Here is an 8869-nt window from a genome sequence, read left to right on the forward strand (position 1 = left end):
GTGCCGCCGAGGCGCAGCGGGCCGCGGCCTCGGCCCGGATGGCCACCTCGGCCAGCTGGCGCGAGGCCGCCGACTCCGCCCGCCTGTCTGTCCGGCTCGTCTACGAGGCAGCGGCCGACCTGGTCGGCTGGGTCGCGGACGGCCTCCGCAGCGGGTCGAGCATGCTGGTCGCCTGGCTGGTCTCCCTGGCCGTGGCCGCCCGGGGTCGCCTCCGCCACGGCTCGGCCACCGCCGGCCGCCACGTCCGCGCCGGTTCGGCCGCCACCCGCGAGGGCCTCCGGGCCGGGTCCGCCGCCACCCGCGAGGGGCTGCGGGCCGGTTCGGCGGCGGCGGGTCGCGGGGTCCGTGGCGCCGGCGCCGGGATCGCCGGCGCCGCCGGTGGGCTGGCCTCCCGCATCGACGCCCTGGCCGAGCGCGGCCGCGCCAGCCGTTCCGGCCGACCCGGCGCGGACGTGGCGGCCGGTTCGGGCGCCGGGGCCACCGCGTCGGGCCCTGGGCTGGCCGGGTCGGCCACCGGTCCGGGGGCGGCGACTCAGGAGCTGGCCGGCCTCCCGGGAACGACCCAGGACCCGGCCGGGGGCCGGAACGGCCATCCGGACGGGTCGGGCCGGAGCCGGCTGGTGCCCGACCCGGTCGACCCGGTCGAGGCCTGGTGGCTGCCGTCCAGCATGGTCGACCGGGTCGAGGACCCGGTCCCGGTCGCCGGCCCGCCCGGCCGCGCGGGCCGCCGGGCAGACCGGTCCGGCGCCCGCAGCGACCGTGGCCGCAACCCGGTGGTGGCCGGCCTGGGCAGGATGGCCGTCCCGTTCCGGGCGGTCGGGACCCGGCTCGCCCCGCTGGTGACCGCCATGGCCGCCCCGCCCAACCACCGCCGGCGCGGCTGGCTGCCGTTCGCGCGCCCGGTGGCGGTCGCGCTCGCCCTGACGCTGCTGATCGCCACGGCGACCGCCGTCCCGGCGGCCATGCTGGTCGGCGACTCGGTCAAGGGCGCCGGGGCCGGCCTCCCCGAGCTGGAGGAGCTGCGCCAGCTCCGCCAGCCCGAGCGGACCCAGGTCTACGACCGCCAGGGCCGGGTGATCGAGGTCCTCAAGGACGAGCAGGACCGCATCGTGGTGCCGCTGTCGAAGATCTCGCCGACCATCCAGCAGGCGGTGATCGCCGCCGAGGACGCCCGCTTCTACGAGCACAAGGGCGTCGACGACCGGGGGATCGTCCGCGCGGCCGTCACCAACCTGCTCAGCGGCGAGGTCAGCCAGGGCGGCAGCACCATCACCCAGCAGCTCGTCCGCAACAGCTACCCCGACCTCAAGGACATCTCGATCGTCCGCAAGATCAAGGAGGCCGCCCTCGCCGCCCAGCTCGAGGGCAAGCTGTCCAAGCAGGAGATCCTGCACCGCTACCTGAACCGGGTCTACTTCGGCGCCGGGTACTACGGGGTCGAGGCGGCCAGCAGGGGCTACTTCGGCCGCTCGGCCGCCAGGGTCAGCCTGGCCCAGGCGGCGATGCTGGCCGGGGTCATCAGGGAGCCGGTGAGCTCCGACCCCCGCCAGCATCCGGAGCGGGCCAAGCTGTTGCGCGACTCGGTGCTGGAGCGGATGACCCAGCTCGGCATGATCCCGGCCGACCAGGCCGCCAAGGCGAGGAAGCAGCCGCTCAAGATCGAGAAGCCCCGCACCGTCGGCGGCCGCTACCCGTGGTTCATCGACGGCCTCCGCCGCCAGCTCCAGGAGGACGAGCGCCTCGGCAAGACCCGGGAGAGCCGGACCCGGCGGCTGTTCGAGGGTGGCCTGCGCATCCACACCACCCTGGACCGCGACATGCAGCGGGCGGCCGAGCAGGCGGTGGACACGTGGCTGCCACCCTCCGGCCCGGACATCGCCCTGATCGCCATCGACCCGCGCGACGGCGGGGTCCGGGCGGTGGTCGGCGGCCGCAACTTCGAGACGGGCGCCTACAACGCCGCCCTGCAGGGCGTCGGCCGCCAGCCCGGGTCGTCGTTCAAGACCTTCGTGCTGGCCGCCGCGCTGGAGGCCGGCATCTCGCCCGACTCGGTCTGGGAGTCGAGCGGCTTCGAACAGCTCGTCTGCGGCAGGCCCTGGAAGGTCGCCAACTACGAGGGCGGCGGGTCCGGGCCGGTGTCGGTCCGGGACGCCACCCGCCGCTCGGTCAACGGCGTCTACGGCCGGCTGATGGAGAGGCTCTGCCCCGAGAAGGTGGCCGAGATGGCCGAGAAGCTCGGCATCCCCCCGATCGTCCCCCGCAACCGGGAGCCGTCGATGGCCCTGGGCGCGGCCGAGGTCCGCCCGATCGACATGGCCAGCGCCTACGCCACCCTGGCCAACCTGGGCGAGTACCACAAGCCGACCTTCTTCGAGAAGGTCGACCACCGCAGCGGCCGGCCGGTGATCGACGAGCCGTCCAAGCCCGAGCGCCGCGTCCCGGCCGCGCTGGCCTGGCAGGTCACCGACATCCTCAAGGGCGTCATCACCGGCGGCACCGGCACCGCGGCCAACATCGGCCGCCCGGCGGCCGGCAAGACCGGCACCAACCAGGAGTACCGCGACGCCTGGTTCGTCGGCTACACCCCCCAGCTGGCGGTGGCGGTCTGGATGGGCGACCCCAAGAGCCAGCAGCCGATGTACAACGTGGAGGGGCAGCGGGTGTCGGGCGGGTCGTTCCCGGCCCGGGTCTGGCACGACTTCATGGCCGTGGCCATGGCCAACCAGGAGGTCCTGGACTGGCCGAAGCCGCCCGAGGACCTGACCTACACGGTCCTGCCCCCACCGCCGGAGAAGAAGGACGAGGACGACAAGGACGAGGACGAGGACCGGAGGCCGGGCCAGCCCGGCAACGGCGGCGGCAACGGCAACGGAAATGGCAATGGCAACGGCGGCGGCAACGGCAACGGCCGGGGCAACGGCCGAAACGACTAGGAGCGCCCGTGCCCTACCTCGACTACGCCGCCAGCGCCCCGCTCCGGACCGAGGCCCTGGCGGCGATGCTGCCGCTGCTGGAGCGCCCGGCCGCCAACCCGTCCAGCCAGCACGGCCAGGGCCGGGCGGCCCGGGCCGCGGTCGAGACGGCCCGCGAGCAGGTCGCCGCCCTGGTCGGCGCCGTCCCGGCCGAGGTCGTGTTCACCTCCGGCGGCACCGAGGCCGACAACCTGGCCGTCAAGGGCGCGGTGCTCGCCCGGTCACCGGGGGAGCGGCACCTCGTCTGCTCGGCCGTCGAGCACCACGCCGTGCTCGACGCCGCCGCCTGGGCCGAGGCCGACGCCGGCGCCCGGGTCGACCTGGCCCCGGTGGACGGCCTCGGCCGGGTCGAGCCCGACCGGCTGGCCGCGCTGCTCGAGCCGGGGCGGACCGCCCTGGTCGCGGTGATGGCGGCCAACAACGAGGTCGGCACCGGCCAGCCGGTCGCGGCCGTGGCCGAGCTGGCCCATGCCGCCGGCGCGGTCCTGGTCTGCGACGCCGTGCAGGCGGCCGGCCTGCCCGGTCTCGACATGGCCGGCGACGGCGTCGACCTGCTCGCCCTTGCCTCCCACAAGCTCGGCGGCCCGACCGGGGTCGGCGCCCTGGTCGTCGGGACCGGGACGAGCCTGCGGCCGCTGCTCCACGGCGGCGGTCAGGAGCGGGGTCTTCGCTCCGGCACCCTCCCCGCCGCCGCCCTCGCCGGTTTCGGCGCCGCCGCCGCGGCCGCCCTGTCAGAGCGCCAGGCGGGTACCGCCGCCTCGTCCCTGGCCGCCCTCCGCTCCCGCCTCCTGACCGGTCTCCACGCTCTGGTTCCCGACCTGGAGGTCAACGGCACCCCCGACCCGATCGTGGCGGCCGACGGCCCCGACCCGACTGCGGCCGGGTTGCCAGGGTTGTTGTCGGTGCGGTTCCCGGGGCGGCGGGCCGAGGACCTGCTGCTGCTGCTGGACCGGCACGGGGTCGCGTGCTCGGCCGGGTCGGCCTGTGCCAGCGGGGCCGTCACGCCCTCGCACGTGCTGGTGGCCATGGGCCGTGACCCCGCCGGGGCCCGGGAGACGGTCCGGTTCAGCCTCGGGCACGCCTCGACCCAGGCCGACGTCGACGCCGCCGTGGCCGCCGTCGCCAAGGCCCTCGAGGTGCTGGCACCGGCCGAGGAGACCCGGCCGACCGCCCGGGCCGGCCAGGCGGTGACCCCGTGACCAACCAGGTCCTGGTGGCGATGAGCGGGGGAGTGGACTCGTCGGTGGCGGCGGCCCTGGCGGTGGAGGCGGGCTGGGACGTGACCGGCGTCCACCTCAAGCTGGCCGACACCCCCGCCCACCTCCAGGTGCAGGGCAAGGGCTGCTGCACCCTGGCCGACGCCGACGACGCCCGCCGGGTGGCCGCAACCATCGGCATCCCCTTCTACGTCTGGGACATGGCCGAGGAGTTCCAGCGGGCCGTGGTCGACGACTTCGCCGCCGAGTACGCCGGCGGCCGCACCCCCAACCCGTGCGCCCGCTGCAACGAGCAGGTCAAGGTGGTGGGGCTGCTGGCCCGGGCCCGGGCCCTCGGCTTCGACGCCCTGGCCACCGGCCACTACGCCCGGGTCGAGGCCGGCCGCCTCTACCGGGGAGCGGACGCCGCCAAGGACCAGTCGTACGTGCTCTACATGCTCGGCCCGGCCGAGCTGGAGCACTTGCGGCTGCCCCTCGGCCGGCTGACCAAGCCGGAGGTGCGGGCGATCGCGACCCGCCTTGGCCTGCGGACCGCGGCCAAGCCGGAGTCCTACGACGTCTGCTTCGTCCCCGACGGCGACACCGCCGGGTGGCTGGAGCGCCGCTTCGGGCCACGCCCGGGCCAGGTGGTGGACACCGCCGGCCGGGTCCTGGGCCACCACCGGGGTGCCTACCGCTACACGGTCGGCCAGCGGCGCGGCCTCGGCGTGGCCGCCCCCAGCCCTCGCTACGTGCTCCGGGTCGAGCCGGCGGCCGGCCGGGTGGTGGTGGGGGAGCGGGCCGAGCTGGCCATCGGCACGGTCGAGCTGGAGCGGGCCACCGCCACCGACGGCCACGGTCTCCGCCCCGGCAGGGCCAAGGTCCGCCTCCGCGCCCACGGCACCGAGGTCGCCTGCGGGGTCGTCCCCCTGGAGGACCCGGCCGCCGGGCGAGTGCGGCTGGAGCTGGACCAGGCGGTGGACGCGGTCGCCCCCGGGCAGGCGGGGGTGCTGTACGACGGGGACCTGGTCCTCGGCGGCGGGACGGTGGCCGCGACCGGCTCCGTGGCCGCGACCGGGACCGTGGCCGCGGCCGGGCCAGGCACGTAGAGCCCGAGGCGTACGACCCGGACGGCCGCTACGTAGTCATCGGGCCCGGGATCGCGTCGGTCAACGAGTGGGCCAACGCCCTCGACACCGGGGCCAAGGTCATCTCCCTGCTGCGCAGCCCGACCCCGGACGAGCAGGACCTCAACACCCGCTGCTTCTTCGAGACCTAACGGGATCGACGCCTTCCAGGCGCTGCCGTTCGACCGGCGTCTGGCCTTTCTCGGCCAGATCCTCAAGGGGACCTCGCCGCTCAGCTCGGGCACGTCGGTCCTCCCGCTCAGGTGCCGGTCAGGCAGCCGGCGATCCCGGTTGGCGCCTCCTGTCCGTCGGCCACCTCCCAGTCGCTCGCCTTGTAGCCCCTGGTGCCGTAGCCGGCCGAGGCGAGGACCCGGGGCTGGGCCTCCGGCCCCTGCCCGACCAGCCAGCGGCCCCGCCGCGACTGCTCGTCCTCCTGGTAGGCCTTGACGTACCACTGCCGCTGCCCGTCCGAGGCGCGCCAGGTGCGCATCTCCCTGACCACGAAGGCGTCGGTCCAGCCCTCGTGCTCCCGGATCGCGTCCAGGGGGGCGGTCCGGGTCGGGGTGCTCGGCTTTGGCCGGGCGATGGCGCTCGGGCACTTCGTCCCGCCCGGTGGGCTCGTGACGGCCACGGTCGTCTCGGGGGCGGCCACGACCTGTGGCTCCTCGTCCGACAGGAGCTGCGTGGCGCCGAGGTAGGCGGCGACCGGCAGCGCGATCGCGGCCACCGCGACCAGCCCCCGGCGACCCCTCCGGCGCCCACCCCCGCCCCTATGGACAGCCGCGGGGCCTCTGTGGACAGCCGCGGGCGCGGCGGTGGCCGGCGGAACCGGCGAGGGCGGTGCAGAGGAGGGCGGGGCGGCGGCCGGGGCGGCGTGGGCCGGGGCAGTGGCCGCGGGCGGGGCGGTACCTGGGGCGGCGACGCCGGATGGGGCGGCAGGCGGACGACCACGAACCGGCGGCATCTGCATGGACCTGGTTTCGGCGTCAGCCGAGGGTGGCGGGGCCGGCGCCGGGGAACGGAGCTCGGCCTGCATGGCGGTGACCAGGGCGGTGCAGGTTGGCCAGCGGTCGTCGCGGGACTTGGCCATGGCTCGGGCGACGATGGCGTCCAGGGCCGGGGGGAGGCCGGGGGCCCGGCTGGACACCGACGGGGGTGGTTCACGGAGGTGGGCGAAGACCACCTCGATGTCGTTGATGCGCTCGAACGGTGGCGAGCCGGTGAGGCAGTGGAACAGGACACAGCCCAGCGAGTAGACGTCGGCGCGGCCGTCAAGGGCGCCGCCCTCGATCTGCTCGGGGGCGACATACGGGATCGTGCCCACGAACTGGCCGGTGGCGGTCAGGCCGACCTTGCCTGCTGGACGTCCATCTCCTTGATCAGCCCGAAGTCGCACAGGTAGCAGTGGCCGTCGCCACCGGCCGGGCCGGCGGCGAGGAGGATGTTGCCCGGCTTGACGTCGCGGTGGACCAGGCCGCGGGCGTGGGCGGCGTCGAGCGCGCTGGCCACCTGGGCCATGATGGCCACGGCCCGGGCCGGGGCCAGGCGGCCCTCGCGCCGCAGCAGGGTCGACAGGTCCATCCCGTCGACGTAGCGCATGGCGATGTAGAGCAGCCCGCCGTCCTCGCCGGTCTCGTAGATCGGGATGATGCTGGGATGGTCGATGCTGGCCGCGATCCGCGACTCGCGCAGGAACCGCCGGCGGAACACGTCGTCGGCGGCCAGCTTGGGCGGGAGCACCTTGAGCGCGACCCGGCGGTCGAGGCTCAGCTGCACCGCCCGGTAGACCTCGCCCATGCCCCCGCGCCCCAGGCGGGCCTCGATCCGGTAGCCGGCGATCTGGATGTCGGGGTCAGGCTGCCTGTCCACGCAGAGTGTTGTAACACCGGGCAACGGGTCACCAGAAGGGGCGTTGTCCGCTAGTTACCCGAAGGCGCCTGGTCGAGCCGGTAGACGCCGCCGACCGGCGGCGCCGGCCGCCGGTCGGCGCGCCCGAATTGCCGCCCATGGCGGCTATCATGGGCGGCGCGTGCGGACCTCCCGCCTCCTCCGGGAGCTAGGCTTGAGCCCCCGGACCCCAAGACCAGCAGGGATGCCGAATGCCTGCCACGCCCGAGGTCGGCCACCGGCTCGGGCCCTTCCGGATCGAGGAGCGGCTGGGCCAGGGCGGCACGGGGACGGTGTTCCGCGCGGTCCACGACGACGGCCGCGTGGTCGCCCTCAAGGTGCTGCGCGACGAGCTCGGCGCCGACCAGTCGTTCCGCACCCGGCTGGCCCGCGAGGCCAGGGCCGCGGCCGAGGTCGACCACCCCAACCTGGCCCGGGTCCTGGAGGCCGGGGAGGCCGACGGCCGCCTGTACCTGGCGGTGCGCTACGTCGACGGCCGCTCGCTGGCCGAGCGGCTGGCCGCCGGCGGGCCGCTGGAGGTCCCCGAGCTGGTGCGGCTGGCCGCCGAGGCCGGGGCCGGCCTGGACGCGCTGCACCGGCGGGGGATCGTGCACCGCGACGTCAAGCCGGCCAACCTGCTGCTCGCCCCCGACGGGACGGCCGTGCTCGGCGACTTCGGGCTGGCCAGGAACCGCGCCTGGACGGTGCTGACCCGGCCCGGCCAGGTCCTCGGGACCCTCGACTACCTGGCCCCGGAGCTGATCCGGGGCGAGCCGGCCGACCCGATGAGCGACCTGTACGCGCTCGGCTGCGTCCTCTACGAGTGCCTCGCCGGGGCGCCGCCGTTCGCCGGCCGGGGGGTCCTGCGGATCGGCATGGCCCACCTGGAGGAGGAGCCGGGCGACCCGGCCGCCGGGCGGGCCGACGTCCCGCCGGCCCTGTCCTGGACGATCCGCCAGGCGCTGGCCAAGGACCCGTCCCGGCGGCCGCCCGCGGCGGGCACGCTGGCCCGAATGCTCCGCCTGGCCGCCGCCGACAGCCGGCCCACCGGGAGCGTGCGCCCGGCCGGCGACGGCCTCGAGGTCGAGGACCACGGGTCACGCAACGCACCTGGGTGAACGGCGCCCGGGTCGACGGCCCCGCCGGCCTCGCCCGGGGTGGCGACCCGTCGCCTCACCCCGACCCTGCTCTCGTTCGGCACGGTGATCGCGACCCGCTAGCGACCCCCGGCGCCGTCCTCCAGCACCCGCTTGAGGGTGCGCAGGTCGCGCCGGACCGATCGCCGCACCAGCGCGGCCAGGAGCGGGTCGGCGAGCCGGTAGAGGCGGCTGGCGTCGCCCTCGACCCGGACCGAGACCTCGGTCCCGCCCTCACCCGCGTCGTCGTAGCCGTAGGTGACCCGCATGGGGAACGGCGACCGGACCGAGCGCATGGCCAGCCGGGTCCCGGTCAGCTCGGTGATCTCGTTGACGTACTCGACGCGGCGGCCCAGGAACGAGGCCACCCGCTCGACCCGGCTGCCCACACCGACCGGCGGGTCGGTGACCAGCCGGGCCGAGCGCAGCCCGCCGATCCAGCTCGGGTCGTTGGCCGGGTCGCGCAGGTAGGCCGCGACCTCCTCGCGGGGCCGGCCGACGGCGGTCACGGCCCGGGTGTCGATGGCCACGGGACCTCCTCGGGCAGCTCG

At 76.0% G+C, this 8869-nt stretch carries 7 protein-coding genes; 4 read left to right on the top strand and 3 right to left on the bottom strand.

From position 1 onward, the window contains the following. The 3 genes from VF468_28300 to mnmA all read left to right on the top strand — a co-directional run. On the top strand, nucleotides 1–2933 hold a 2933-nt coding region (locus VF468_28300), incomplete at its 5' end, for a PBP1A family penicillin-binding protein (GenBank protein HEX5882186.1). Nucleotides 2934–2941: 8 nt separating this feature from the next. After that, a complete protein-coding gene (locus VF468_28305) occupies nucleotides 2942–4171 on the top strand; it encodes a cysteine desulfurase family protein (protein HEX5882187.1) in 1230 nt (409 codons plus the stop codon). Then, the gene (mnmA, locus tag VF468_28310; GenBank protein HEX5882188.1) at nucleotides 4168–5277 is read left to right on the top strand and encodes a tRNA 2-thiouridine(34) synthase MnmA; all 1110 of its coding nucleotides are present in this window, start codon (nucleotides 4168–4170) and stop codon (nucleotides 5275–5277) included. Before VF468_28305 ends, mnmA begins: the two co-directional genes overlap by 4 nt. A gap of 277 nt (nucleotides 5278–5554) precedes the next feature. Here mnmA and VF468_28315 read toward each other — a convergent pair whose 3' ends face one another. Further along, nucleotides 5555–6619, bottom strand: coding sequence for a hypothetical protein (locus tag VF468_28315; GenBank protein ID HEX5882189.1), 1065 nt, complete (start codon nucleotides 6617–6619; stop codon nucleotides 5555–5557). A 17-nt stretch (nucleotides 6620–6636) separates the two neighbouring features. Continuing rightward, nucleotides 6637–7164: a serine/threonine-protein kinase gene (locus VF468_28320; protein HEX5882190.1), complete on the bottom strand. Its 528-nt coding sequence runs from the start codon at nucleotides 7162–7164 to the stop codon at nucleotides 6637–6639. A gap of 230 nt (nucleotides 7165–7394) precedes the next feature. Between VF468_28320 and VF468_28325 the strand changes: the two genes are divergently transcribed. Then, complete coding sequence (locus VF468_28325; GenBank protein ID HEX5882191.1) at nucleotides 7395–8300, top strand: serine/threonine-protein kinase; 906 nt, start codon at nucleotides 7395–7397, stop codon at nucleotides 8298–8300. Nucleotides 8301–8398: 98 nt separating this feature from the next. On the opposite strand, the gene VF468_28330 is transcribed toward VF468_28325, so the two are convergent. Then, nucleotides 8399–8869 (bottom strand): SRPBCC family protein (locus tag VF468_28330; protein HEX5882192.1); only part of this gene is annotated, 471 nt, incomplete at its 5' end.

The organism is Actinomycetota bacterium, from assembly GCA_036280995.1.
Classification (GTDB): domain Bacteria; phylum Actinomycetota; class CALGFH01; order CALGFH01; family CALGFH01; genus CALGFH01.